Source organism: Desulfovibrio sp. ZJ200, from assembly GCF_011039095.1.
GTDB lineage: Bacteria > Desulfobacterota > Desulfovibrionia > Desulfovibrionales > Desulfovibrionaceae > Desulfovibrio.
In genome coordinates this window covers 17445-42671 of record NZ_JAAKEH010000024.1, presented here as the reverse complement: position 1 = coordinate 42671, position 25227 = coordinate 17445, and the positions used below count along the sequence as shown (strand labels likewise).

The window sequence follows — 25227 nt, the reverse complement described above, 5'->3', positions numbered from 1 at the left end:
GCTGCCGCGGTTGCCTGTCGCTTTGCCTCAGAGCGGGCGACCGCAACAAGCCGCCGGAGCATTGCCGCGTTTTTCGCCGCAATCCTGCCCCAAACAGAAGATATGCGCCGCGCCAGGACGTGGGCCTGTGGCCAGTGCCACGGGCTTTGGCAAAAATCCATGCAAAATGCGTGCAAAGCATTTTTTGCCTATGCGGCGGCCGGAGCGCGACGCAGCCGCTGCGTGCTTTTCGTCTCCTCTCTCAACGGCAGGCGCGGGAAAAAGTTTAGAGCAGATTGACTGGGCAGGGGCGCGGGATTTCAATGGCGAGGCAGCCCCGTCTCTACGGCAAGAGCGCGGCCCCGCCGATCCGGCAAAAATCAGGGCCGCATGAATTCCCGCCAGCGGGCCAGCAACGCGCGCACAGCGTTGCCGCGATGGCTGCGGGCATTTTTTTCCTCCCGCGAGAGTTCGGCCGCGGCCCGACCGATGACCGGGTCAAAAAACAACGGATCATACCCGAAGCCGTTTTCGCCGCGCGGGGCCATGAGCAGCCGCCCTTCCCACAGGCCGCGCACGGTCATTTCCACGCCGTCGGGCCGCACCGCGGCCATGCAGCTCACAAAACGGCAGCTCCGCTTGCCTTCGGGCACGCCCGCCAGCACATGCAGAAGTTTGCGGATATTGCGCTGATCGCGGCTTTCGCCGGGCAGGCCGGGCCAGTCGTCCGCATACCGGGCCGAATACACGCCGGGCGCGCCGCCGAGCGCGTCCACTTCAAGCCCGGAATCGTCGGCCACGCTCACAAGCCCTGCGATCCCGGCCACGCAGCGGGCCTTGATCAAGGCGTTTTCCTCAAAGGTCGTGCCGGTTTCCTCAATTTCCGCGAGATCGGGGCAGGCTTCGGCAAGCCCCAGCACCTCCACGCCAAAGCCGGTCAGGGATTCCGCCAACTCGCGCACCTTGCCCGCGTTGTGCGTGGCCAGAACAATGCGCTGCGCCTGCGTTTTCGGCATACTGATCTCCTCTGCGCGGCAGCCGGCCCGCGCCTGTTGCCTGCTGTTGCGCCACGGCAACGATATGGCGCACACCTGTTTTCAAACACACAATGCGCTACCGGCCGCGCTGTCGCGGCACAACCAGGGTGGCCACCAGAATGCCGCCGATCACCAGCAGGCCACCCAACACCTGAGGCGGAGCAATGGTTTCGTGCAGCACCAGCACCGAAGCCACTGCCGCGAAAACCGGCAGGCTGTAATACACAATGCCCGCCTGCACCGGGCCAATCCTGTCCACCGCCAGGGTCCAGAACCAGAAAGCGGCAAAGGAGCAGCCTATGCCGGCATACAGAACGCCCGTGATCAATGTCGGGGAAAGCCGGGGCAGGGGCAACAGGCAGGCCTCGGCCACGGTAAAGGGCAGCGCGCACAGCAGGCCCAGGCTGAAGGTGGCCGCATTGAAGCTCAAAGGCGAAATCTGTCGCGGCCGCCGACGCATGAAGAGCGAATACAGGCCGAAACAGAACGCGCAGCCAAGGGCCCAGAAGTCCCCGCTGTTGATTTTGAGCCCGGCCAGACGCTGCCACTCCCCCCGGCTGACCAGAATGAGCACGCCCGCCAGCACCACAAGCACCCCGGCCAGACGGCGCGGCGTGATCGGCTCGCCATAGAGAATGCGGGAGAAGACCAGGATCACAATGGGCGCGGTAGGCACCAGCAGGGCCATGTTCAGGCTTTCCGTACTCTGCCCGGCCTTGTAGATCAGCGTATTCATGAGCGTGACGCCCAGGATGCCCATGAGCGAAAGATAGCCCCAGTGCTTCCTGATGCCGGGCCAGTCCTGCCGCAGATGAGGACCGGCAAAGGGCAGAAGCACCAGCAGGGCCACCAGCCAGCGCCAGAAATTGCACTGCCACGGCGGAATCAGATCAGCCAGGGCCCGGGCCACCACAAAGTTGCCCGACCAGATCAGAGTGGCCAAGAGGGCGCTGCCGTAGCCCAGCGCGGTTTGCTGCATGCTCTTCCCCTGCGAAATATGGCCCGAAACAACGCGCCCGCGCGATGCGCCCTGGAAACATCGCGTTTTTTCAAGGGCTTATCAAGCCGAAACGATACGCCTCGTTGCTGTGGGCAGCGACCTGTGCACAACAATGACGCCGCGCGTCGTGTGCGGCGTGAGAGCACTCAAAGGCAGGCTGCCCCGGCAGCATAGCCCAAGGGGAACGCAAAGGCAAAACGCGGCGGAATCCCCCCGCTCTGCCCGCCGCAACCCGGCGACGCACGCCGTCTTGCGCAGGCAGGATACCTGTTCTTTTCCCTTCTGTACTGCGTTATGCAGCACTCTTTTTTCCATGCCCAGCTCCTGCGGGCCCTGGCCGCACGCTTTTCTTTTGCGACGCAAAGGCGTATAAAAAATGTTTCATTCATTGCTGCAAGGAACGCGTCATGAAACTTACCGATATATTTGCCACCGCTGCTCCGGAAACCCGCATCCCGCTGCCTTATGTGATCGCCGAGGCGGGCGTGAACCACGAGGGCAGCATGGACATTGCCCGGCGGCTCATCGACGAGGCCGCGGAAGGCGGGGCCGACGCCATCAAATTCCAGACGTACAAGGCGGCCAGCCTGGCCTCCAGGGATTCCCCGGCCTACTGGGACACGAGCAAGGAACCCACCAAAAGCCAGTACGAACTTTTCAGAAAGCACGACGCGTTCTGGAAAAATGAATTTGAGGCCCTCAAAAAGCATTGCGACGCGGCGGGCATTGCCTTTTTGTCCACGCCCTTTGATGTGGAATCCGCGCATTTTCTCAACGACCTGATGGATGTGTTCAAAATTTCCTCCTCGGACATCACCAACAAGCCTTTCATTGAGATTCTCTGCGATTTCAAAAAGCCCATCCTGCTTTCCACCGGCGCGGCGCATCTGCACGAAGTGGCCGAGGCTGTGGAATGGATTGAGGCCAAAGGCAACAAGCTGGCCCTGCTGCACTGCGTGCTGAACTATCCCACAGCCGACGAAAACGCGGCCCTGGGCATGATCCCGGCGCTCAAGCGCCATTTCCCGCAGCATGTGATCGGCTATTCCGACCACACCCTGCCCAAAGACATGCACATGCTGGAAACCGCGGTGCTGCTCGGCGCGCGCGTGCTGGAAAAGCACTTCAGCCATGACAAATCCCTGCCCGGCAATGACCATTATCACGCCATGGACAAAGAGGATTTGCGGCATTTTTACGCCCGGCTCACAAACACCCTGGCCGCCGTGGGCGAGCTGGAGGTGCGCGCCCTGCCCCAGGAGGAGCCCGCCCGGCGACATGCCCGGCGCTCTCTGGTCACGGCGCGCGCCGTGCCTGCCGGGCAGGCCCTGAGCGCCGCGGATCTGACCTGGAAACGCCCGGCCCACGGCATTTCCCCGCGGCACTTCGATGAGGTTCTCGGCCTGCGCGCCCGGCGCGATCTGCCTGAAGACACGGTCCTGACCTGGGCGGATCTGGACAGAGCATGAGCGCAGAAATGAAAGACGAGACAAGCCTGATCCTGGGGCGCATGCCCCGCGACGCCGATCCCGAAACGCACTGGGCCGCGGGGCCCTGGTGCTTCGCCGGCCAGGAAGACTTCTTCCCGGACTGGGAGGACAAGTATGTCTTTGCCCCGGAGCCTTTGCGCGAGCTCAAGGTGCTGGAGCAAACCGCCAAAGAGGCCCAGGCCCTCTGCGTGGACAACCTGCCCGCCCTGGCCGCCCGGCTCTGCCCGCACAGCGCCGCCTTGCCCGCGGCCTATTGGGAAACGCTGCTCACGCCCTGGGCCGTGGACGTGGCCACACAGATCGTGGAACGCTGGCAGCGGGTCAAAGCCATGACCGCGGTCTGGGGGCATCTGCCCTTGCGCGTGCCCCTGCTGCCGGAAGAATGCGCCTTCAGCTTTTTGAGCGATCAAGACTTCAGGCTGCGCGGCGCGCTCGGGCATTCCTTCAATCACTGGCTTTTCTCCCGCCTGCTGGAAGCCCGCTGGCCCACAGCCTGGCGCAAGGAAATGCTGCCGCCGCTGGAAAGGACTTACGGCCAAAAGCCTTCCGGGGATCTCAAGCAGGTTCTGCGCCGCTGGGCGCGCCGCCAGATGCTGCGCCTGCCTTTTCCGCGGCTCAAAGGCATGAGCCTCTGGCAGAGCCTGCGCTTTTCCCTGTCCCTGCTGCACATGAGCCACGGCGAGGATCGTTCGCAGCCGCTGGCCGCCACGTTCGGCAGCGCGGCCACGGGCGCGCGCGCGGATCTGCCGCTGGACCCCCTGCCCCTTTTCCTGAAAGCCCTGCCGCACTCGCTGCGGGATCTGCGCCATCCGCAGGAACTCAAGCCGCAGATTCTGCCGCCCCGCCTGCGCGTGGCCGGCATTGCGGCCTATGAGGACGCCGCCTACCGCCAGAAGCTGGCTGTCTGGCGCGGGCGCGGCAACCGCCTGATGTATGTGCAGCACGGCGGCAACTACGGCCAGGTGCGGGTCATTTGCGATACGGCCCTGGTGGAATACAGCCAGCATGCCTTCGCCACCTGGGGCTGGAGCGAACATGCGGGCAGCCGGGGCAATTTCATTCCCCTGCCGTATCCCCAGATTGCCCGCCTGGCCGGGCGCTGGCACGGCAAGCACGCGTCGCATCTGCTCTTTGTGGGCGCGGAAATGCCCGCGTGCCAGTATCGCCTGGACGCCCACCCCACGCCCCTGCAGACGATCCAATACCGCGAGGACAAGCAGTGGTTCTTCGAGGCTCTGGATCGCGCCCTGCAAGCCCGTACCTTTTACCGGCCCTATTTTGACGTGCCCGGCGCCCTGCAGGACGCTGTCTGGCTTTTGCCGCGCTTTCCGCGCGTGCGGCTGTGCACCGGGCCCCTGACGCCGCAGATGCTGAGCTGCCGCCTGCTGGTGCTGGATCACCACGGCACCACCATGCTGGAGGCCCTGGCCGCCAATGTGCCCACAGTCCTGTACTGGACGCGCGATGTCTGGCCGCTGGCCCCGGAAAGCGAGGCCCTGCTGGATGTGCTGGCCCGCGCGGGCATCTGGCATGCCACGGCCGAGGAAGCCGCAGCCAAAGTCAACCGGGTCTGGGAAGATCCGGTCGCGTGGTGGCGCAGCGCCGCGGTGCAGGATGCCCGCCGGACCTACTGCGCCCTGCAGGCCATGATGGTCAAAGGCAGCGAAAATCCGAACTGGACCCAAACGCTGGCGAGTTTATAACCATGAAATCGCGTTGTTTTCTGATCTGCTTTCTGCTGGCCGCGCTCTGCCTCTGGCCGCTGAGCCCGCTGCTTTCCACAGCCCGCGCCGACGAGGCCGCCTCCCTGCGCCAGGCCCAGGAAGCTCTGGACAGGGAGGACTTCGCCAAGGCCGCGGCCCTGCTCAAGCCCCTGGCCGACAAGGAAAATGCCGAGGCCCTCTACGTTCTGGGCCGCCTGACCCTGGAAGGCAAGGGCGTCAAGAAAAACACGCAACGCGCGGCCACGCTGTTCCGCCAGGCCGCGGAAAAGGGCGACATCAGCGCCATGAACGCCTGGGGCACGGCTTTGGCCGCCGGGCAGGGCGTGCGCCGCAATTACCGGGAGGCCGCGCGCTGGTTCCGCAAGGCCGCCGAACAGGGGCTGGCCATGGCCCAGTACAACCTGGGCTATCTTTATGCCTACGGCCGGGGCGTGCGCAAGGACGAAAACGCGGCCGTGGACTGGTACAGCCGGGCCGCCAATCAGGGCCTTGCCTCGGCCCAGTATTCCCTGGGCTGGATCTATATGAACAGCAAGGGCGACAATCAGAGCGACACCAAAGCCGCGCACTGGTTTGAGCAGGCTGCGGAGCAGGATCACCTCAAGGCCCAGAACAATCTGGCCTATATGTATGCCGAGGGCCGCGGCTTTGCCCAGGAGCCGGCCAAGGCCGTGCAGTGGTACACGCGCGCGGCCGAGCGCGGCTACGCCGAGGCCCAGTACAACCTCGGCTTTATGTACGAGCAGGGGCGGGGCGTGCCCCAGGATTACAACAAGGCCGTGGAATGGTACCGCAAGGCCGCGGAGCAGAACGAACCCGCCGCCCAGTACAGTCTGGGCCTGATGTATGATCAGGGCACGGGCGTGCCCCGCAACCTGAGCGAGGCTACCCGCTGGTACCGGCTGGCCGCCAAAAACGGCGACCCGGACGCCAAAGCGGTGCTCCGCGCTCAAGGCAGGAGCGACCCCCGCGCGCCTCAGGCTGCTCCGGCAGCCAGGCAAACGCGCCCCAAGATACACAAGCAATAAGAACTTTTTTAGAGCGTTTTGCTAATGAAATCAGCTAGAGCAGATTACCTTTGACTTTTTATGAAAGTCAAAGGTGGCATTCAGGCGAAAACCGCGTTTTTCGCCTGAATGTACGCCGCGTTGCGGCGGCTGCCGCTTTCGCGTCAGCAGAGCATTTTCAAAGAGAAAATGCTCTGGCAAACCGCTCCAGGAAAACATCCGGCTGTTGTGTCAAATATTCTGGTATTGAACTTGCATATTCCAGAGCAGCCGCCCGCGAGGCGGAAAGTTTGACCCCAACCCGCCGCTTGCGGCGCACAGCCATAAAGGATCGCCTCATGGAAATTTCCGGCATCACCCCTTCGGCTCCCTTTTCTTTTCTTCTGCCCGACAAGGAAGATTCCAGCTCCACCCCGGCAGCCGTGCAGGACACGGTCAACATCAGCGCCCCGTCGCTTTTGCAGGATGATGAGGTGGAGGACGTGCTGGGCGACACCCTGAGCATGATCGCCGGGGACAGCGCGGGGGCTCTTGCCGCGCATGGGGGGTTGAGCGAAAGCCGCGTCTTCGCCCTGCTCGGCTTGTAGCACAGCCGGCCCTTTTCTCTTCCGGCGTGGTCAGGCTCGTCTTTTGCTCCTCATACACAGGCGTGAACTGCATCCGCGGCGCAAAAGAATTCGCCTTCCCTGCCGAAAAAAATTCGCCGGCCTGGCCTGCCATACCCGGGCAGACAGCCGTAAATTTGACAGCGCCGCGTCCAAAAGGGTATCAGATTCCGTCTTCGCGCGACGCCGCCCTGGCGTTGCGCCCGGCATTTTTTACCGCAGCTTTCACAAGGGTACGGCAATGACGGATATCGACAGGCAAATGGCCTTGATCAAGCGTGGCGTGGCCGAGCTTATCGACGAGAACGAACTGCGCAAAAAGCTCTCCCGCGGCGCGCCTCTGCGCGTGAAAGTGGGCTTTGATCCCACGGCCCCTGACCTGCACCTCGGGCACACGGTGGTAATGCACAAAATGCGCCACTTTCAGGAGCTGGGGCACACGGTCATCTTTCTGATCGGCGACTTCACGGGCCGGATCGGCGACCCTTCCGGACGCTCGGAAACCCGTCCCCCACTTACCGGGGAACAGGTTCTGGCCAATGCCGAAACCTACAAAAAGCAGGTCTTCAAAATCCTTGACCCGGCCAAAACCCTGGTGGAATTCAATTCCGGCTGGCTGGGCAAAATGGACGCCGCGGACTTCATCAAACTGGCCTCCAGCTATACTGTGGCCCGGATGATGGAGCGCGACGACTTTGAAAAGCGCTTCCGCGAGCAGCGCCCCATCTCCATCCACGAATTTCTTTATCCGCTTTGCCAGGGCTATGACTCCGTGGCCCTGAAAACCGACGTGGAAATGGGCGGCACGGACCAGAAGTTCAATCTGCTGGTGGGCCGCAACCTCCAGGCCCATTACGGTCAGGAGAGCCAGTGCATTTTGACCGTGCCCCTGCTGGAAGGCACGGACGGCGTGCGCAAGATGTCCAAATCCTACGGCAACTATATCGGCATTGACGAGCCGCCGTCAGAGATCTTCGGCAAAGTCATGGGCATTTCCGACGCGCTGATGTGGCGTTACTACGAGCTGCTCTCAGCCAAAAGCCTGGAGGAGATTGCGGCGCTGAAAGAGGACGTGGAGCAGGGCCGTCAGCACCCCAAGGCCGCCAAGGAAATGCTGGCACATGAGATGGTCTGCCGTTACCACAGCCAGAAAGACGCCGACCAGGCCCGGCAGGATTTTAACGCGGTGTTCGCTGACGGGGGGGTGCCCGCCGACGCGCCCGGGCTGACCTGTGAACACGGCGAGGCCAGCACGCCCCCGGCCTTTCTGGAAGCCGCCGGGCTGGTCAAAAGCCGGGGCGAAGCCAAGCGCCTGATCAAGGAAGGCGCGCTCTCGGTGGACGGCGTGCGTTGCGACGACGCGCTGGCTCCGCTGCCTGCCGGGGAATATGTGATCAAACTGGGCAAAAAGCGCTTTTTGAAGCTGACAGTGCAGTAGGCATACAGTATCTTCCGTTTTGCGAACTTTTCCCCTACCATGATCCCCAGGGGAGGAAAAGATGCAGAAACTCTATGTGGCCATGGTCGGCCTGCCCGCGCGCGGCAAGTCCACCCTGGCCCGCCGCATTCGCGACGGTCTGCTGGCTGAAGGCATTCAGGCCAGAATCTTCAACAACGGCGACATGCGCCGGGCCATGATGGGCGCGGAATCCACGGAGCCGGATTTTTATAATCCTGACAACAGCTTCGGCCGCGAGGCCCGCGAGCTGATCGCCCGCCGCAATATGCAGCAGGCCCGGACCTGGCTGGCCGAAGGCGGCGAGGTGGCCATTCTGGACGCCACCAACGCCAGCCGCGCCCGGCGCGCGCTCATTGAAAAGACGCTCAATGACTACCCCGTGCTCTTTGTGGAATGCGTCAACGAAGACCCGCTCCTGCTCAACGCCTGCATCCGCCGCAAGACCACGCTGCCAGAATACGCGGCCTACAGCGAGGAAGAGGCGCTGCAAAGCTTTCTCAAGCGCATCGACTACTACCAGACCATCTATGACCCGCTAGGCGAGGAAAAATTCTGGCTCTGCGTGGATTCCACGGCCAACCGCATTCTGGACGAGCGCGCCTGCGAAGGTTCGCCCTATTATCCCGCCATTCGCGAAATTCTGGTCAGCGTCTGGGTGCACAGCCTGTATCTGGCCCGCCACGGCCAGACCGAATTCAACGTGCAGGGCCGCATCGGCGGCGACCCGCCGCTCACGGCCAAGGGGCGCGCTCAGGCCGAGGCCCTGGCCCGGCATTTGCGCGGCCGGGAAGTGGAATGGGTCTTTACCTCCACCCGGCTCCGCTCGCACGAGACCGCGGCCCCGGTGCTGGCAGAACGGCCCGGCGCGCATGTCATGGCCCTCAAGGAATTCGACGAAATCTGGGCCGGAGATTGCGAGGGAATGCTCTATACCGAAATCCGCGAGCGCATGCCCGAAGTAACGGCCGGGCGCAATGCCGACAAATTCGGTTACGCCTATCCCAACGGCGAGAGTTACGCCATTCTGCGCGAGCGCGTGCAGCGCGGCCTGAGGCGCGCGCTCTTTCTGGCCGGGGATTCGCCCTTGCTGATCGTGGGGCATCAGGCCATCAACCGGGTGCTGATCACCCTTTTTCTGCGCCAGCGCAGCGAGGATGTGCCCTATATCTATATTCCCCAAAATCAGTATTACCACATTTCCCTGACCCCGCGCCGCAAGGTTTTTGAGCGGATTCCCTATTAGGGCGAGTTCCTGTCAAAAATGCCCCGGCGGCTGCGGGCTTAGAGCGTTTTGCTAATTTCATGAGCAAAACGCTCGAAAACGCGGGCAACATCCGCGCCCTGTTCGTAAAAAACAAAAAAGGGGGCCGAAGCCCCCCTGTCAACCTGACGATAACGCGTGGCGCATTTTGCGCGGCCACAGGCTGGAGCATTTTCTCTTTGAAAATGCTCTGCTGACGCGAAAGCGGCAGCCGCCGCAACGCGGCGTACATTCAGGCGAAAACCGCGTTTTTCGCCTGAATGCCACCTTTGACTTTCATAAAAAGTCAAAGGTAATCTGCTCTGATAGAGCGTTTATTCGGCGGCCAACTGAATGCGCGTGAAGCCCGTCACCGTGATCTCGTCGCCCACGGCCCTGGCCGCTTCGCGCACCACGCCACTGACGCTTTTCTTGTCGTCGCGGATATAGGGCTGCTCCAGCAGGCAGACTTCTTTCTGGAATTTCTTCACCGCGCCGTCGGCGATCTTGTCCACGATATTGGCGGGCTTGCCTTCCTCCAGGGCTTTCTGGCGGTAAACTTCGCGCTCGCGCTCCACAGCAGCCGGTTCCAGGCTGGAAGCGTCCAGGGCCAGGGGGCTGGCCGCGGCCACCTGCATGGCCAGATTCTTGGCCAGCGCCTTGACGTCGGGCGTGTCCACGCTCTCGGCCCTGCCGCAGTTCAGAAAGACCAGCACGCCGATCTTGCCGTTGGCATGAATGTACTGGCCGATGGCCTCGTTGTCGGACTGGCGGGTATGGCGCGCGAACTTGCCGAGCTGCATGTTCTCGCCCACCGCGGCGATAAGCTGCCTGACCTCGTCGCCCACCACGCCGTCCAGGGCCGTGGGGTCAGCCGGATCATGCTCCAGCACGGCCTGGGCCACGCGCGCCGCCATGCTCTGAAACTGCTCGCCGCGCGCCACAAAGTCGGTTTCGCACAGCAGCGACGCCATGGCCACATGCTTGCCGTCCGGGCTGGTCACGGCAGTGACCAGGCCCTCACAGGTGGCGCGACCGGATTTTTTGGCGGCCTTGGCCATGCCCTTCTGACGCAGCCAGTCCACAGCCTTTTCCAGATCGCCGTCCACTTCCACCAAGGCTTTCTTGCAATCCATCATGCCTGCGCCGGTCTTGTCGCGCAGTTCTTTCACCAGTTGAGCACTGATTGCCATTGCATTCTCCAAAAGATGTCCGGCTGCCCGGAGTTGGAACGCATCGCGTTCTATACGGAAGGCAGCGCCGCCCGTCACAGGTTGCGCTGCCCCGAAAAGACACAGCTGAAATCCCGCTTACTCGGCCGGAGCGGCTTGCGGCGCAGGGGCTTCGGGGGCCGGGCTGCTTTCCGCGGCGGCCTCAGGAGCGGGGGCGCTTTCCGCGGCGGCCTTCTGCATGGCTTCCTCGGCATTGGCGGCATCGGCCTTGTGATCCTTGCGCATGGCCTCGCCTTCCAGGCAGGCCTCGGAAAAGGCTGTCACAAAGAGCTTGATGGCCCGGATGGCGTCGTCATTGCCAGGGATGATGTAGTCGATCACGTCCGGATCGCAGTTGGTGTCCGTGACGGCCACAATGGGGATGCCCAGCTTGCGGCATTCCTTGACGGCAATGTCCTCGCGGTTGGGATCAATGACAAAGGCCAGTTGCGGCAGGCGATCCATATTCTTGATGCCGCCCAGGGTCTGCTCCAGCTTGTTCATCTCGCGCTCCAGCAAAAGGATTTCCTTTTTCTGGTAGCGGTTGATGGAGCCGTCGGCAAACATGGCTTCCAGCTTCTTGAGGCGCTCCACGCTTTTCTGGATGGTCACAAAATTGGTGAGCGTGCCGCCCATCCAGCGGTTGGCCACATAGAACTGCCCGGCGCGGCTGGCCTCGGCGGCCACGGCCTCCTGGGCCTGGCGCTTGGTGCCGATGAAGAGCACCTTGCCGCCCCTGGCCACCGCGTCCACCACCTTGTCGTAGGCCACGCGAAAGAGCTTCACGGTCTGTTGCAGGTCAATGATATGAATGCCGTTGCGCGCGCCGAAGATATACGGGCGCATTTTGGGGTTCCAGCGCCGGGTCTGGTGGCCGAAGTGCACCCCGGTTTCCAGCATCTGCTTCATGCTGACGTAAGCCATTGCAATCCTCCAGAGGGTTGTTTCCTCCACTCCGGTTTCTGACGGGCTCCTATCCGCCGGTGGATCAGACGCCACGCGCGCCTGCCGGCCGGACACCCCGAGCCGTGCCGGAGTGTGCGTAATGGAACGGCCTCTATAGCTCAAAGCCTCAATAATGGCAAGAGGACATGGCTGCGCGGCCTGAGGATATGGGCAAGGCGGCTGCTGCGGCTCCAGAGCATTTTCTCTCTGAAAATGCTCTAAAGCTGTGCCCCTTGAGGGGCAGACTGAAGACGCTCCCGGGAAATCGTCTTGTTATGCCAAGAAAAAAGCGCAGGCAGGGAACTTCCTGCCTGCGCGCGCAATGGGCCCTGAAAAGGCGCGGCGTCAGCCCGCGGCGCGCTCCAGACGCGCCAGGGTTTCTTCCCGGCCCAGAAAGGCCATGATCTCGTTGAGATGCGAGCCGCCCATGAAGCTCATCAGGGCGGTGCGCAGCGGCGGAGCCACTTCCTTGAATTTCAGGCCGTTGTCCGCCACATAGGCGTTGAGCGCGGATTCCAGACTCTGGGCCGTGAACGGCTCGCAGGCCTTGAATATCCCGGCCAGAGCACGCAGATGGGCCTTGCCCTGATCCGTAAAATGCCTGGCCGCGTCCTTTTCCGCATAGACCAGTTGGGCGGCGGGCACGAGCAGGGGCCGGAAGCTTTGGGCCAAAGCCTTGAGGTTGTTGGCCCGCTCGCGGAACATGACGCACAAGGCCTCAAGCCTGTCCTGGGAAATATCGCCGTAGCCCTCTTCCGCCGCGAAAGGCCTGACCAGGGCTGCCAGTTCGGGCAGGGGCAGCTCGCGCATGAAATGGGCGTTGCACCACTCCAGCTTGGCCGGATCAAAGGCCGCGGCCGCGGGGTTGAGGTTCGCGCCGTCAAAATACCGTACCAGTTCTTCCAGGCTGAACAGCTCCTGATTGCCGTGGGACCAGCCGAGCCGCACCAGATAGCTGACCAGGGCCTGCGGGAGCAGGCCGTCCTTCTGATACTCAATGACCGCGCGCGCGCCGTGGCGTTTGGAAAGCTTCTGGCGATCCGGTCCCAGAATCATGGGCACATGCCCGAAACGCGGCACAGGCAGGCCCAGGGCTTCATAGATCAGGATCTGGCGCGGGGTGTTGGAAACGTGATCGTCGCCGCGGATTACATGGCTGATGCCCATTTCGTGATCATCCACCACCACGGCCATATTGTAGGTGGGCATGCCGTCGGCCCGGCGGATGACCATATCATCCAGCTCGCCCGCGTCCACGGCGATTTTTCCCTTGACCATGTCGTCAAAAACCACCTTGCCCGCCAGCGGAGCCTTGAGGCGCACGCAGCGGCCCGGGCCCGGGCCGAGATCGCGCGTGCGACACAGCCCGCTGTAGCGCGGCTTCAGGCCCTTTTGCCGGGCCTCCGCGCGCATGGCCTCCACTTCCTCGGTCGAACAGGAGCACCAATAGGCGTGGCCTGTTTGCAGCAGCTTGTCCACATAGCTGTTGTACAGATCCGTGCGTTGCGTCTGATAGGCGGGCTCGCCGTCCCAGTCCAGGCCCAGCCAGCGCATGGAAGCCAGGATGGAATCCGTGTATTCCTGTTTGGATCGCAGCAGATCCGTATCCTCAATGCGCAGATGAAAACGGCCCTTGTAATGGCGCGCCAACAACCAGCAGAAGATGGCGGTGCGCGCGCCGCCGATGTGCAGATGCCCGGTGGGGCTGGGCGCGAAACGGGTGACGACGTTTGGCATGGTTTTTCCTTATCCTAGAGAATTTTTTGAAAGTCAAATTGCTCTAGAGCAGATTACCTTTGACTTTTTATGAAAGTCAAAGGTGGCATTCAGGCGAAAACCGCGGTTTTCGCCTGAATGTACGCCGCGTTGCGGCGGCTGCCTCTTTCGCGTCAGCAGAGCATTTTCAAAGAGAAAATGCTCTAACGCTGTCGCCAGAGCGGTTTGGATAATTTCATTATCAAACCGCTCTAAAACGCTCGCTCCGGCGCTTCACGGCGAAAGTAAATTTCGCCTGCGCCTGTCTCTGAAGAAGATGATGAAGCTCGCGCACCCGGCTCAACGTTCCACGGCAAAGATATTCCGGTAGACCACCTTGTTGTCCTGGGTGCGGACTTCCAGGATGACCTGGGCATTGACGAGGCTCACCTGCCCGGGCAAACGCGCGACCATTACCGTGCGTTTGAACCGGCTGATACGGAAATTGCCCACATCTTCCTGCTCGAATCCGAGCGCGCTCTTTCTCCCGTCAGCGGAGATCAGCGTGCCCAGCACCGTGCCGGAGGCGATCTTCTGATTGTCCGTATTGCGCAAATCCAGGGCAATGCGCAGCTTTCTGTCGTGCAGGGCTCTGGCCTGCACATTGCCGACCTTCACATAGCCGGCGTCAATGGCCGGAAATTCTTCATGGCCGGGCCCTTCGCCCATGAGCGGGCGCGCGCCGTCTTCCGCATTGTCCGCCGGAGCGCCCTGCGCCGGGGCGGCGGGCAGGCGTTGGGCCTCATCCGCGCCGGCCAGCTTGCGCAGCACCAGCTCACGACCCGGCACGCCGTCCTCGCGCAACAGCTCCTCCAGATTTTGCAGACGTTCGGCCGTGGCCTGAGCTTCCTGATAATCACTTTCAAAACGCAGAACATTGTCCCGCAGCAGGGCATTTTCCTGCCAGAGCCGCCAGGTCTGCCAGCCCAGAGCCAGCGCGAGCAAAGGCAGGCAGGCAAAAAAAGCCAGGGTCGCGTAAAACCCGCCCCGATGCACGCGAAAGCTGCGCCGGGGGCCGTTATCGCGCATGAAGATGATGCACAGCCGCTCCTTATATTTCAACGGCCCCCCTCCTGCGCGGGCGACGCGCCGGGCGCGGCAGGCCGGGCGGCCCAATCCTCGCGCTGGATACGCCATTGCGTGCCGTCAAAGCGCAACAGCATGGTCTTGACGCCCCGATCGCCGTGTCCGGCGCTGTCGGCATAGATCTGATTCATGTCCGCGCGGATGCCGCGCCTGTCCATGACCAGCCGCAGCCCGGAAAGCTGCACCAATGTGGGCCTGACCCGCGCCCAGAGGCTTTGCTTCTGGCGGCGGATGTTCTGGGCTCCGCGGCGTCCCTGCTGCACCGCGTCGGCAGCGTAAAAGGCCATGTAGTCGTCCAGCCGCCCCGCTTCCCAGGCCTTTCGCCAGGATTCCAGCGTGGCGCTGACCGCGGCGCTGACGTCTTCCAGATAGTCGGCATCCAGCTCCAGCTCTGCGGCTCTGAAGTCCGAAGCCACAATGCGCAGGCTGCCGTCCTCGCCCCGGTGCCACCAAAGCGTGCGCAAACCCTGCGTCACGCCCCCCGGCCCGGCGATCAACTGCTCCCAGCGGCTCGCAACCGCCTGCCCGTGGACTTCAAACCTGGGCGGGCGATTGATGGCGGTCAGCCAGGCTCCGCGGAAGAGGCGCTCAAGCTCACGCCGTGCCGTTGCGTATCCAGCGCCGCGCGGCACGCCGGGCACACGGTTGTACAGGGCCGGATCGTAAAGCCGGGCAATGGAGCCGGAACGCGCGGCAAAGGCCGTATTCCAGGTGCGCACGGCCTGTTCCAGATCCGCCCGCAGCTCCGCAGTCAGCTCCAGGGCCTGCGGCTGCCCGGCCTCTGCCGCGGGCCTGGCCGCCACTTCGGGAGCTGCCTGATCCTGACGCGTCACTGCCGGGGTATCCGGCGCTTCAGGAGCCTGCCCGCGCGGCGTGTCCGGCACGGGCTGCGCAGCGGGTTCGGCAAACACCTCTGGCGGCTGAGGGGCGGTCTGCGCCGGCGCCTGCTCCGCGCGCTCTTCCCGGCCTTCCAGCCGGGGCTTGCCGCCCCAGTTGACCTCGGCCGGCGGCGGCGCGGGCGTTCGCCGGGGAACCAGCGGCTCGCTGACGACCGGCAATTTTTTGGCGGGCCGGGCAGCGGGCGCGCCGGCCGCGCCGCTCTCGGGCGCCGTCTCGGGCATGTCCAGGCGCGGGGGCAGGGGCGCTTCCGAAGAGGCGTCGGTAGCCACGGGCAGGGCTTCAGCCACAAGCCTGCCTTTTTTAAAGTCCGCCAGCATGCCCACGTCACGCGGCGTCCATTCCATGCCCACAATGCGAAATTTTTTGTCTTTGCCGCGCTGCCAGTACAGACGGCGCACCCCTTCCGTGGAAAGGTTGGAAGCGGTATAAAACTGCTCGGACCAGGTCACCCAGTAGCCGGGCCCTTCCAGCACATGAATTTCACGATTGTAAATTTTGATGAAGGTAAGCATCTTGAACAGGCGTTCCTTATTCCCGCGGAACGCCGCGAAGGTTTCGGGCATGGCTCTGGAATAGGCCTCGGCATCGTAATATTCAAACATCCGGCGCGAGCGGGCGGCCCAGGCATTGCTCCAATGCTGCATCAGGCGGCGCAACTCGCGGGCCGTGCCGTTGTCCGGCCGGGGCACGTTGCGCTCATCCACTTTTTCAGCCAGCACCACGGCCGTGCCGGGCAGAAGCTGCGGCCCCACCGTCTCGATTTCCTTGAGGCCGATGGCCACGCAGCCGCGCGTAGGCACAAGGCCGAAGCCCTTGCTGTGAATCCAGATGCCGTGGCCGGTTTTGCCGCGCAGGCGATCCACCGGGTTCGGATAGTTGAGTGTATAGGCAATGCCGCCGTATTCCTTGAAGTCCAGGCCGCTGGCGATTTTATATTCCACAAAATAAATGCCTTCGGGCGTGCGCAGATCATTGAGCGTCTGCTTGTCGCCCGCCAATTGCCCGGTCACGCAGGGGAAGGCATATTTGAGCTTGAGGGGGCTTTTTTTCTCGAAAAAAAGGAAGGTCTGGCGATTTTTATCCACAGCCACCAGATGAGAAGGCAGGCCCTCGTTGTACAACGATGCCTGCCAGTTCTCGGCCAGCGCGCGCCGGGCGGACATGGGGGCGAAACAGAAGAACAGCGCCAGCGCCAGGAGCAGCGCGGGCCCGAAGGCAGCCGCCGGCCTGAATGCGGCGGCGCGGCCGGAAAGCGGCGGCCGGGCCTCAGCGGGCCAGTTCCACCAATTCCCTGCGAGTGAAAAGCGCCAACAGGTTGTAGCCTGCGTCCTGAAGCTTTTCACGCCCCCCCTCCTCTCTGTCCAAAATAGCGCAGACCGCCGCAATGGAAAGCCCGGCGTCCTTTACCCTGTCGCAGGCCTTGAGCAGCGATCCGCCCGTGGTGACCACATCCTCAAGCATGGCCACGGAATCGCCGGCGCTGAAATTGCCGAGCCCCTCCACAAACTGGCCGGTGCCGTGCCCCTTGGCCTCCTTGCGCACCAGCAGCCCGTGCAGCGGGCGGCCCTGCTCATAGGAGACGACCGTGGTGGCCGAGACCAGGGGGTCCGCGCCCATAGTCATGCCGCCAACGCCCCGGATGTCGAGATCCTTGAGCAGATCATTGAACAGCGTGCCGATGAGCCAGGCCCCTTCGGCCTGCAGCGCGGTGACCCGGCAGTCGAAATAATAGTCGCTCCTGCGGCCTGAGGCCAGAACGAAGTCGCCTTCGCGGTAGGATTTTTCCACCAAGAGGCGGGCCAGACGTCGCTTGATCTCCTGCATGTCGATTCCTCGGGGTAGCCGGTATGCGCCCGCGCGGCTCCGGCCTGATCGGAGCAGGCCGTCTGCATCCGCGTCTGTCCGGCGCGGGGGTGGACATTTTTGTCTGACTCAGTTTGCCGCCGCGCCGGAGTTGAAGACACGCTCGAAAATGGCGTCCTCATGCTGCAGATAAAAGGCGGGGTCAAAAAGCTCCGCCAGACGTGCCTCGCCCAGCCGGGCGCGCATGTCCGCATTCTCCTGCACCAGTTCCGGAAAGGGGCGGCGGCTTTCCCAACTCTGCATAGCCAGGCGCTGTACGGCCTCATAGGCCTGCTGCCGGGGAAGCCCGGCGGCAATCAGGGCCGTGAGCACGCGTTGCGAAAAATAAAGGCCAAAGGAACGCTCCATATTCTCGCGCATCCGCTCGGGCTTGACCGTCAGCCCGCGGAGCAGGCGCGCAAGACGGGCCAGAACATAGTCGGCCAGGATAGTGGAATCGGGCATGATCACCCGCTCCACCGAGGAATGGCTGATGTCGCGCTCGTGCCAGAGGGCCTGATTCTCCAGGGAGGCCAGCGCGTTGGAGCGGATCAGCCGCGACAGGCCGCTCATGTTTTCAGCGGAAATGGGATTCTTTTTGTGAGGCATGGCGGAAGAACCCTTCTGCCCCCTGGCGAAGCCCTCTTCCGCTTCCAGCACTTCCGTGCGCTGGAGATGGCGCAGCTCCACGCAGAGCCGTTCCACGCCCCCGGCCAGAATCGCCAGAGAGGTGAAAAAGTGCGCGTAGCGATCGCGCTGGATGATCTGGGTGGAATGCGGATCGACCCTGAGCCCCAGCCGGGCCAGGGCCTTGCTCTCAAGCTCCGGGGAAAGAAAGGCGTAGGTGCCCACGGCCCCGGAAATCTTGCCCACCCGCACGCTTTCAAGAGCAGCCTGGACCCGGACACGGTGGCGCGAGAATTCCGCATAAAAGCCGGCCATTTTCAAGCCAAAGCTGGTGGGCTCGGCATGGATGCCGTGCGTGCGCCCCATGCAGAGCACGCCCTTGTGCCGGAAAGCCAGATCTTTCAGCACGTCCAGAAGGGCGCCCAGATCCGTGAGAATCACTTCCCCGGCCTGAGCCAGCAACAGGGCGTTGGCCGTATCCACAATGTCCGACGAGGTGCAGCCGAGGTGAATGAAGCGGGCCTCGGGCCCTACCTTTTCCTCCAGCGCGGTCAGAAAGGCAATCACGTCATGGCGCGTGGTTTCCTCAATGGTCAGAATGCGTTCCACGTCGACTTCGGCCCTGGCCCGGATCGTTTGCATGGCCTCGGCCGGAATGCGGCCCATCTCGCACCACGCCTCGCAGACGGCCAGCTCCACGGCGAGCCAGGCGCGATAGCGGTTTTCCAGAGTCCAGATCCGGCCCATTTCCGGGCGGGTGTAGCGTTCGATCATGATTTCCTCATGAAGCCGCATTGACGCCGGTTTTGCCGCCCGCGGGGGACGCCGGGGCTTTGGGCGGGGCTGCGGATGCGTCGTTTTTGGGCGCTGCGGCAGGACTTGCGGGGCTTGCGGCCGGAGCCGCGGCCGATGGCGCGTCAGCCGCCTGGGGCTTGTCGCTCGTGCCCGGAGCCGGAGCCTCGCCCTCTTCCTTGATGCCCTTGCGGTAGCCGTAGTCGCTGACGTACCAGCCGCCGCCCTTGAGCACAAAGGACGTGTGGGAAATAACCCGGGGCGAAGGCGCGCCGCAGTGGGGGCAGGGTTCCTGCCCATGCGCGTCCGAAGCCTTGACCCATTCCTCAAACAGATGCCCACATTGCGGGCATTGATATTCATAGATAGGCATGATCGACGTCAACAGCGGGCCTGACTCGCAGGAGCCGCAGGTCCGCCATGCTGAAGATGAAGCGCCCGTTGCTGCGGACGCCGGGACGTACGGGGTTCTTTCGCGGCAAGCGAACGCGCTTTCCGCAAGGAAGCCAGAGCATTCCTGACAAGCCTTGAACCGGAAAGCCAGGCGGATATTGCCGGCCAACCCGCGCGAACGACACCCCACCCGGAGAGATCCAAGCTTCCGGGCAGGGGCACACAGTACCCTGACGGAACAGGCAAAGGCGCGGGAAAGCATAGCGCAAGCCCGCAGGGCAGATCCCCTCAGGCCACGGCCGCGCTGCGCTGCAACGCGCCTTACGCCTTGGCGGCCCTGGCTTCACGCACGCGCTGCTTCAGACGCTCGGCGCGGCGCTTGCGGCGGCGATCCAGTTCTTTTTTCCGTTCGACTTTCTTGTGAGCCATGATTTTCCTCCTGGCGGGGTGCTCCCCCGGCTCTTTTACGCAAACGATATAAGCAATTATTCTTATGCCGTTTTTTCAATAAAGTCCAGAGCCCCTTTGCGGCAACCCTGGCGGCTCACGCCTTTTTCGCAAGCGGCGCGCACGTTGCAGAATGCAGGCACGCCGCGTGCCGCAAGGGCGCAGCGTCGAAAAAGCCGCTCACGGCGCCGCTTTCCCGCAGCGTGTACGGAGTGAAACCGTAGCGCGCCAGAATTGCGTCCAGCAAGTGCCGCGCGCTTGCGGGCACGCGGGTGACCTGCAAAACAGGGGCCGGGGTCAGGCGCAGGCGAAAATCCCCCAGTGCGGGCTCTTTGTCCTGCGAGGGCAGCCTTGCCAGGGCCGCCTCGGCCGCGGCCAGACGCGCCAGCAGCGCGGAATCGGGCGCAAGGCCGTACTGCAACCGGGTCAGCAGGCAGGGCCGGGCCCGCTGGCCGGGATTGTCCAGGCCGGTGCTCGCGGCCAGCGCGCGGATTGCGGCTTTGCAAAGCCCCGCTTCAGCCAGGGGCGAGCGCACCCCGGCCTCGGCCAGAGCCCGCAGCCCGGGCCGGAAGGCTTTGCCATCGCCGGCATTGCTGCCGTCGCAGAGCAGGCGGGCCGTTTCGCCCCGGGCGGCCAGGACGGCCCGCATGGCCGCGATCAAGCCCTGCTTGCAGACATAGCAGCGCTCGCGGCTGTTGGCCGCCGCCTCCGGCAAAAGCAGCGGATTGAAATGCAGAAGCGCCAGGGGCAGGCCGTTGGCGTGCGCCCATTGGATTGCCGCGCGGCTTTCCTCCTGCGGGATATGCGGCCCGGTCGCGTGCAGAGCCAGCACGTCGACGCCACAGAGCCGCGCCGCGTGGCAGAGAAAACGGCTGTCCAGACCGCCGGAAAAAGCCACGGCCAGACGCGGACCGTTGTTGCGCTTTTGGCCCGGCCCGCCGTCTGCGTCGGCATTTTGCGCGCCGCGCAACAATCGCGTCAATGCAGCGGGCAGCTTTGCCGCCAGCGCTTGCGCCTGCCGGGCGTCTACCATGTCAGCCGCACTTTGGCCCCGGCCGCGGCCATGTATTCCTTGCAATCCCGGATGCTGTACTCGCCGTAATGCACAATGGAGGCGATCAGCGCGGCCGAGGCCCCGCCTTCGCGCACAGCCTCGAGCATGTGCCTGGGCTCGCCCGCGCCGCCGGAGGCGATCACCGGAATGGACACGGCATCGGCTATGGCCCGGGTCAGCGTAAGCTCGTACCCGTTTTTGGTGCCGTCCGCGTCAATGGAATTGACGCAAAGCTCGCCCGCGCCCAGCTCCTCGCAACGGCGCGCCCAGGCCACGGCATCCAGGCCCATGCGCTTGCGCCCGCCGTGGATCACGATTTCATAGCCCGAGGGGACGCTCTCGCCGGCAGGCACGGCCAGCACGTCCATGCCCACCACAATGGCCTGGGAGCCGAAGGCAGCCGCGCCCTCGGCGATGATGCGGGGATTTTGCACAGCCGCGGAATTGACCGAGATTTTTTCAGCGCCGGCCAGAAGCACGGCGCGCATATCCTCCACAGTGCCGATGCCGCCGCCCACGCAAAAGGGGATGAAAATCTGCGCGGCCACGCGCTCCACCACGTCCAGAAAAATGCCGCGCGCCTCGGCCGAGGCGGTAATGTCGTAAAAGACTATCTCGTCCGCGCCTTCTTCATAATAGCGCCGGGCGCTTTCCACAGGATCGCCGATGTCCTCGTTGCCGGAGAATCTGATGCCCTTGGTCAGCCGCCCGGCGCGCACGTCCAGGCAGGGGATGACCCGTTTACTGAGCATGGCGCGCCTCCAGACAATAGTCATAAAAATTGCGCAACAGGGCCAGCCCCGGCCGCCCGCTCTTTTCCGGGTGGAATTGCGCGGCCCAGAGCCCGTCGCGGCCGTAGAGGGAGCAGAATTCGCGGCCATAGCGCGTGGTGGCGATCACAAAGGCGGGATCGGGCTGCGCATAATAGCTGTGCACAAAGTAAAACTCCGCTGCGGGTTCTATGCCCGCCAGCAGGCGGCAGGAAGCGCGCGCGCGCAGGCTGTTCCAGCCCATGTGCGGCACAGGGGCCCGGGAACCGTCCTCCTGCCGGAGATCGTCCTCAAAGCGGCGGCAGATGCCGGGCACGACGCCCAGGCAGGGCGTGGCGTTTTCCTCGCTGCGCTCCAGCAGTATCTGGCAGCCCAGGCAGATGCCCAAAAGCGGTTGCCCGGCGGCCACGGCCCGGCGCAGGACAGCGTCCAGCCCGGCGGCGCGCAGCGCCCGCATGGCCTGCCCCGCCGCGCCCACGCCCGGAAAGATGATGCCCCGGGCGCTTTCCAGAATTGCGGCATCCGCCGTAATGGCGCAGGGTATTGCCAGATGCTCCAGGGCGCGGCGCACGCTTGTCTGGTTGCCTGCCTTGTAATCCAAAATGGCCAGCATGGTCCTCCCTCGGTTTGCAGCGCGGCCTGCGCCAACACGGGCCGTGCGCCAGGAATATAACGATTTCGGGCCCGGCAGGCAATGCGGGAGGATACGGGCGCGCTCCGTCCTGCCGACGCGGCCGGGCGCATTCTTGTGCGTGCGCCCGGATGACAAAAACAATAATCACGGTTATGCTTATAACCGTGATCATCCTGATCGCGCCGCCGTTGCGGCATCAACGGGCGCAGCCCGGCCGGACTTCCGGCGCGACTCGCGGGAGGAGCCATGTATTTTCCCACCGCAGGCATTGACTGCTCGCCTTTTCTGCCCTTTGCCGTGGCCCTGGGCGTTTCGTTCGTAACTTCCATGGGCGGCGTTTCCGGCGCGTTTTTGCTTCTGCCCTTTCAAATGAGCGTTCTCGGCTACGTTAACCCCAGCGTCAGCGCCACCAACCAGTTTTTCAACGTGCTGGCCTGCCCCGCCGGGGTATGGCGCTACTGGCGCGAAGGCCGCCTGCTCTGGCCGCTGACCCTGACCGTGGCCCTGGGCACCCTGCCCGGCGTCTTTGCCGGGGCTCTGATCCGGATCAACTGGTTGCCTGACCCGCATCACTTTAAAATCTTTGCGGGACTCGTGCTGCTTTATGTGGGCGGCAGAATGCTTTGGGATTTGTGGTCCAGGCGGCGGGGCGTGGTTTCTCCGGGCCGGGACAATGCCGCGAGGGCCGAGCGGGCCTTCCACGCCGCCCGCGACGGCAAGAGCCGTGCCACTGGCCTGGAGAGCTCCTGCCGGGTACAGGTCTGGAACAGCCGGGAACTGATCTTCAGCTTCCAGGAGCAAACATTTGCGGTCTCCAGCCGGGGCATTGCCCTGCTCAGCCTGATCGTGGGTCTGGTGGGCGGCATTTACGGCATCGGCGGCGGCGCGATAATGGCTCCCTTTCTGGTCTCCTTCTTCGGCCTGCCGGTCTATGCCGTGGCCGGGGCCTCGCTTTTCGCCACCTTTCTGACCTCCGTGGCGGGCGTCGGCTTTTACGCCCTGCTGGCCCCTTTCTACCCCGGCCTGACGATTGCGCCGGACTGGCGGCTGGGGCTTTTGCTGGGCCTGGGCGGCATGGCGGGCATGTATGCGGGCGCGCGCTGTCAAAAATTCGTGCCTGCCGCAGCCTTGAAATATCTTCTGGCGGCTATTTTACTCTTTACAGCTATCCGCTATTTGAGCCAAGCTTTCTGAATCCTGCGGCGCGCTTGTCCTGGACAACGCCTGGCGGCGCAACGGCACACAGAAAATCAGGCCGTTGAAAAACGGATGCCTTTTACGGCTGCCCTGAAGGATGATCATGAAAGACGTTTCCACGCTGCCTGTGGCCCTCTTTGATTCGGGCATGGGCGGCCTTACTGTGCTCAAGGCCCTGTCCCGCCGTCTTCCGACCGAAGATCTGCTCTACCTGGGCGATACGGCTCGCCTGCCCTACGGCACCAAGGGCGCTGAAACCATCGTCCGCTACACGCTGAAAGCCGCGCAAAAACTTGTGGACAGCGGCGTGAAGATGCTGGTGGTGGCCTGCAATACGGCCACGGCCGCCGCCCTGCCCCAGTTGCGCGAACGGCTCTGGCCTCTGCCCGTGCTGGGCGTGGTGGAGCCCGGCGCGCTGGCCGCGGCCAGAGCCAGCCGCAACGGGGAAATTGTGGTCATCGGAACTGAAGCGACAATCTCCGGCGGCGCATACCAGCGGGCTATTGCCCGCATCCGGCCCGAGGCGCATGTTCTGGGCAGGGCCTGCACGCTGTTTGTGCCTCTGGCCGAAGAGGGCTGGATGGACGGCCCCCTGGTTGAAGGCATAGCCCGGCGTTACCTGGCAGACATCTTTTCCCCGGCGGTCACGGCTGCGCGTCCCGACACCCTGCTGCTGGGCTGCACGCACTTTCCTCTGCTGCAAGCGGCCCTCCAGAAGGTAGTAGGCCCCCAGGTGCGCATTGTCGACTCCGCGGCTACCACCGCGGAAAGTGTGGAGGCCGAGCTCACCCGCCTGAACCTGCTGCGCCGCGGCGGCGTCGGGCACTGCCGTTTTTTGACCACAGATAATCAGAGTCGCTTTGCGCGCACCGGCAGCCTCTTTCTGGAGCAGCCGCTGAAAACAGCGGAAGTTGAGCTTGTTGACATTTAGAGCATTTTGCTTTTGAAATTATTCAATTTCAAAAGCGGCGCTGCCATCATTTCGCGTCCAGGCTTCAGCCGTTGCGACGAAGGAAGCTACGGATGAAGACAGCAACTGGTTACTGCGGCAGCCAGTCAACGCAACCGCTGTCGCTATCCGTAAGCAAGCAAAGCTTGCTAACGGCTACCGCAACGCGGTCTGGACGCTCATTCGGCGCGGGCGTCCGCTCCCGCGGCCGCCAGAGCAATTTCAAAGTGAAATTGCTCTAACACATAGAGAACCTTGCAACAACGCTACGCGCTTTCCCCACGCCTTGCCGCAGACACGGGCGCATGCGGGCTTTTGCCGAGAAAACCAGAGCGGACGGGCAAATCCGCGCTTTTTATATTGACACGGCAGGCCGCATTCCTTAGAGAAAGCAAAGTTACGGTCGCTGGGCCCTGCCCGCGGCCACGCTGCATATACTCAATGGCGCGAACCGTGGCTGAGCTTGCCGAGCAACGTATCCGAACCGCACACGATGCCGACCGGACCCGGCTCAGTCAGGCTCGGCACAAAACGGGGAACCCCGAAATCCTCTACGGAGAAATATCATGACGAAAGCTGAGCTTGTAGAAAAAATTCATGCCAAGGCCGGCTTGCCCACCAAAGCCAAGGCGGAAGAGGCCCTTGACGCCGTTGTGGCCTCGCTGCGCGAAGCCCTCGCCGACGGCGAATCCGTTACTTTCACCGGTTTCGGCAGCTTCAAGGTTGTGGCCCGCGCCGCCCGCAAAGGCCGCAATCCCCGCACCGGCAAAGAAATTACCATTCCGGCCAGCAAAGTTGCCAAGTTCACCCCCGGCAAGGGTCTCAAGGACGCCATCAAGTAAGCACGGCGGCAGCCATGTTTATTTTCGGCGGCGCCTTTGCCTCTGGGAAAGGCGCCGTCTCCCTTTTGCGACTGTTGGGCAGGAAGCGCCTCATGTTGTGGCGTGTGAAGATTTGCGGCTTTTTCCGTGTGGAAGGGTGGCAGAGCGGTTTAATGCGGCGGTCTTGAAAACCGTTGATGCCGTGAGGCATCCGGGGGTTCAAATCCCTCCCCTTCCGCCAGAAGAAATAACACTATAGACTG

General features: G+C 63.4%; 24 protein-coding genes and 1 tRNA gene. 11 read left to right on the top strand and 14 right to left on the bottom strand.

What is annotated here, in order from left to right; translation table 11 throughout:
* Positions 1-359: 359 nt before the first annotated feature.
* Together rdgB and G7Y52_RS08375 are read right to left on the bottom strand one after the other, a co-directional pair.
* Entirely contained in the window at positions 360-995 is a 636-nt protein-coding gene (gene rdgB, locus G7Y52_RS08380) for an RdgB/HAM1 family non-canonical purine NTP pyrophosphatase (protein WP_165070048.1), read from the bottom strand.
* Between the two features lie 97 nt (positions 996-1092).
* A complete protein-coding gene (locus tag G7Y52_RS08375) occupies positions 1093-1995 on the bottom strand; it encodes a DMT family transporter (RefSeq protein WP_165070045.1) in 903 nt (300 codons plus the stop codon).
* Positions 1996-2423: 428 nt separating this feature from the next.
* On the opposite strand from G7Y52_RS08375, the gene G7Y52_RS08370 reads away from it, so the two are divergent.
* The 3 genes from G7Y52_RS08370 to G7Y52_RS08360 are packed head-to-tail and all read left to right on the top strand — an operon-like array spanning position 2424 to position 6258.
* Complete coding sequence (locus G7Y52_RS08370; RefSeq protein ID WP_165070042.1) at positions 2424-3485, top strand: N-acetylneuraminate synthase family protein; 1062 nt, start codon at positions 2424-2426, stop codon at positions 3483-3485.
* 8 nt (positions 3486-3493) lie between these two features.
* Positions 3494-5209 carry an LIC12162 family protein gene (locus G7Y52_RS08365; RefSeq protein ID WP_241159672.1) on the top strand — a complete coding sequence of 572 codons (1716 nt, stop codon included), beginning with the start codon at positions 3494-3496 and terminating at the stop codon, positions 5207-5209.
* Between the two features lie 2 nt (positions 5210-5211).
* Positions 5212-6258: an SEL1-like repeat protein gene (locus tag G7Y52_RS08360; RefSeq protein ID WP_165070036.1), complete on the top strand. Its 1047-nt coding sequence runs from the start codon at positions 5212-5214 to the stop codon at positions 6256-6258.
* Between the two features lie 30 nt (positions 6259-6288).
* On the opposite strand, the gene G7Y52_RS08355 is transcribed toward G7Y52_RS08360, so the two are convergent.
* Positions 6289-6456: a hypothetical protein gene (locus tag G7Y52_RS08355; protein ID WP_206215238.1), complete on the bottom strand. Its 168-nt coding sequence runs from the start codon at positions 6454-6456 to the stop codon at positions 6289-6291.
* Positions 6457-6527: 71 nt separating this feature from the next.
* On the opposite strand from G7Y52_RS08355, the gene G7Y52_RS08350 reads away from it, so the two are divergent.
* The 4 genes from G7Y52_RS08350 to G7Y52_RS08335 all read left to right on the top strand — a co-directional run bounded on the left by G7Y52_RS08350 (position 6528) and on the right by G7Y52_RS08335 (position 9905).
* Positions 6528-6824, top strand: coding sequence for a hypothetical protein (locus G7Y52_RS08350; RefSeq protein ID WP_241159671.1), 297 nt, complete (start codon positions 6528-6530; stop codon positions 6822-6824).
* 259 nt (positions 6825-7083) lie between these two features.
* The gene (tyrS, locus tag G7Y52_RS08345) at positions 7084-8280 is read left to right on the top strand and encodes a tyrosine--tRNA ligase (protein WP_165070030.1); all 1197 of its coding nucleotides are present in this window, start codon (positions 7084-7086) and stop codon (positions 8278-8280) included.
* A gap of 61 nt (positions 8281-8341) precedes the next feature.
* Positions 8342-9544 (top strand): 6-phosphofructo-2-kinase/fructose-2,6-bisphosphatase, encoded by a 1203-nt coding sequence (locus G7Y52_RS08340; protein WP_165070027.1) that lies wholly within the window; start codon positions 8342-8344, stop codon positions 9542-9544.
* Positions 9545-9710: 166 nt separating this feature from the next.
* Positions 9711-9905 carry a hypothetical protein gene (locus tag G7Y52_RS08335; RefSeq protein ID WP_165070024.1) on the top strand — a complete coding sequence of 65 codons (195 nt, stop codon included), beginning with the start codon at positions 9711-9713 and terminating at the stop codon, positions 9903-9905.
* On the opposite strand, the gene tsf is transcribed toward G7Y52_RS08335, so the two are convergent.
* The 11 genes from tsf to hisH all read right to left on the bottom strand — a co-directional run bounded on the left by tsf (position 9877) and on the right by hisH (position 21976).
* Positions 9877-10734, bottom strand: a complete 858-nt coding sequence (gene tsf, locus G7Y52_RS08330; RefSeq protein WP_165070021.1) for a translation elongation factor Ts — start codon at positions 10732-10734, stop codon at positions 9877-9879. The genes G7Y52_RS08335 and tsf overlap by 29 nt on opposite strands.
* Before the next feature lie 117 nt (positions 10735-10851).
* Positions 10852-11676 (bottom strand): 30S ribosomal protein S2, encoded by an 825-nt coding sequence (gene rpsB, locus G7Y52_RS08325; RefSeq protein WP_165070019.1) that lies wholly within the window; start codon positions 11674-11676, stop codon positions 10852-10854.
* Between the two features lie 366 nt (positions 11677-12042).
* On the bottom strand, positions 12043-13434 hold the full coding sequence (gene gltX, locus G7Y52_RS08320) for a glutamate--tRNA ligase (RefSeq protein WP_165070016.1): 1392 nt from the start codon (positions 13432-13434) through the stop codon (positions 12043-12045).
* 318 nt (positions 13435-13752) lie between these two features.
* Positions 13753-14514, bottom strand: a complete 762-nt coding sequence (locus tag G7Y52_RS08315; RefSeq protein ID WP_165070013.1) for a hypothetical protein — start codon at positions 14512-14514, stop codon at positions 13753-13755.
* On the bottom strand, positions 14511-16781 hold the full coding sequence (locus tag G7Y52_RS08310) for a L,D-transpeptidase family protein (protein WP_241159670.1): 2271 nt from the start codon (positions 16779-16781) through the stop codon (positions 14511-14513). Before G7Y52_RS08310 ends, G7Y52_RS08315 begins: the two co-directional genes overlap by 4 nt.
* Positions 16705-17262, bottom strand: a complete 558-nt coding sequence (pyrE, locus tag G7Y52_RS08305; protein WP_165070010.1) for an orotate phosphoribosyltransferase — start codon at positions 17260-17262, stop codon at positions 16705-16707. The genes G7Y52_RS08310 and pyrE overlap by 77 nt, the downstream gene beginning before the upstream one ends.
* A 108-nt stretch (positions 17263-17370) precedes the next feature.
* The gene (gene purB / locus G7Y52_RS08300; RefSeq protein ID WP_165070007.1) at positions 17371-18681 is read right to left on the bottom strand and encodes an adenylosuccinate lyase; all 1311 of its coding nucleotides are present in this window, start codon (positions 18679-18681) and stop codon (positions 17371-17373) included.
* 7 nt (positions 18682-18688) lie between these two features.
* On the bottom strand, positions 18689-19072 hold the full coding sequence (locus G7Y52_RS08295) for a zinc ribbon domain-containing protein (RefSeq protein WP_165070004.1): 384 nt from the start codon (positions 19070-19072) through the stop codon (positions 18689-18691).
* A gap of 564 nt (positions 19073-19636) precedes the next feature.
* Positions 19637-20572: a PP-loop family protein gene (locus G7Y52_RS08290; protein WP_241159669.1), complete on the bottom strand. Its 936-nt coding sequence runs from the start codon at positions 20570-20572 to the stop codon at positions 19637-19639.
* Positions 20566-21345, bottom strand: a complete 780-nt coding sequence (gene hisF, locus G7Y52_RS08285) for an imidazole glycerol phosphate synthase subunit HisF (protein WP_165070001.1) — start codon at positions 21343-21345, stop codon at positions 20566-20568. Before hisF ends, G7Y52_RS08290 begins: the two co-directional genes overlap by 7 nt.
* The gene (gene hisH, locus G7Y52_RS08280; RefSeq protein WP_165069998.1) at positions 21335-21976 is read right to left on the bottom strand and encodes an imidazole glycerol phosphate synthase subunit HisH; all 642 of its coding nucleotides are present in this window, start codon (positions 21974-21976) and stop codon (positions 21335-21337) included. The genes hisF and hisH overlap by 11 nt, the downstream gene beginning before the upstream one ends.
* Before the next feature lie 267 nt (positions 21977-22243).
* Between hisH and G7Y52_RS08275 the strand changes: the two genes are divergently transcribed.
* The 4 genes from G7Y52_RS08275 to G7Y52_RS08260 all read left to right on the top strand — a co-directional run bounded on the left by G7Y52_RS08275 (position 22244) and on the right by G7Y52_RS08260 (position 25205).
* Complete coding sequence (locus G7Y52_RS08275) at positions 22244-23191, top strand: sulfite exporter TauE/SafE family protein (RefSeq protein WP_165069993.1); 948 nt, start codon at positions 22244-22246, stop codon at positions 23189-23191.
* A gap of 106 nt (positions 23192-23297) precedes the next feature.
* Positions 23298-24125: a glutamate racemase gene (murI, locus tag G7Y52_RS08270; protein WP_165069989.1), complete on the top strand. Its 828-nt coding sequence runs from the start codon at positions 23298-23300 to the stop codon at positions 24123-24125.
* Between the two features lie 584 nt (positions 24126-24709).
* Complete coding sequence (locus G7Y52_RS08265) at positions 24710-24985, top strand: HU family DNA-binding protein (RefSeq protein ID WP_008682784.1); 276 nt, start codon at positions 24710-24712, stop codon at positions 24983-24985.
* Positions 24986-25115: 130 nt separating this feature from the next.
* Positions 25116-25205, top strand: a tRNA-Ser gene (locus G7Y52_RS08260).
* Positions 25206-25227: the final 22 nt, after the last annotated feature.